1 pseudogene is annotated in these 796 nt (G+C 58.4%); it reads left to right on the forward strand.

The features are described from left to right. Positions 1-671: 671 nt before the first annotated feature. Positions 672-796: pseudogene (locus tag DDZ14_RS19215) on the forward strand (IS6 family transposase); the annotation flags it as partial.

Consider the following 796-nt stretch of genomic DNA (forward strand, 5'->3'; position numbering starts at 1 on the left):
ACAACACCAGACGACCCCACAGTGCCTTGGGCTACCGCCCACCGGCCCCGGAAACCATCCTGCCAATGGACCAGAGGCCGATCATGCACTAACACTCAAACCGGACCACTCAGGTGGGGCTGGTCAACTATGCGAACGCCAAGGAGGCGGTGGAAGCTGCAAACGAACGCGAGGAAGTCCTTGTCTCGTTGGCCAAGGAGAAGGGCTGCAAGTTCAGAAATATCTGAATGTCGACGCGTGGCGCGAACTGATGGATCGCGCCACGCCAAGGCATTCCGAGGCCAGGAGCTTTCTATCGGCATGGGCTCGGAGCGGACCTGCGGCATCGCGGCGAGGGTTTAGGCGTCTGCGTCCACCTGACGCCGTGCGGCCCATTGCGGACCTTGCCCCTGAAGTTGGTCGCTGCAGCGCAGCTTCCTCAGAGCAGACATTCGGATGTCGACACCTCGAGGAACGGATGTAACATCATAGCAAGCAACTCACCAAGGGATTGGTCTCGAATATGAAGAGCAAAGCCTCACTTGAATTTTCCACGGTAGACTTGTTGCTTCAATCTGATGCTGAAACCCGAGCGGTGGATGCTTTCGCGATCTCATGGGTGAAGCTGGAAAAACGGTGCTGTCAAAGGAACTTGGCTTGCGGCGGCGCAGGGGGCTGAGTAGCGTCTCGAGATGACCAAACCCAGCCCCTTCAAGTGGTTCAAGACCAGCCCCGAGATCATCCGCCTGGCGGTGATGCTCTATGTCCGGTTCCCGCTTTCGCTCCGTAACGTCGAGGATTTGCTCCACGAGCGCGG

The organism is Maritimibacter sp. 55A14 (assembly GCF_003122205.1).
GTDB lineage: Bacteria > Pseudomonadota > Alphaproteobacteria > Rhodobacterales > Rhodobacteraceae > QEYE01.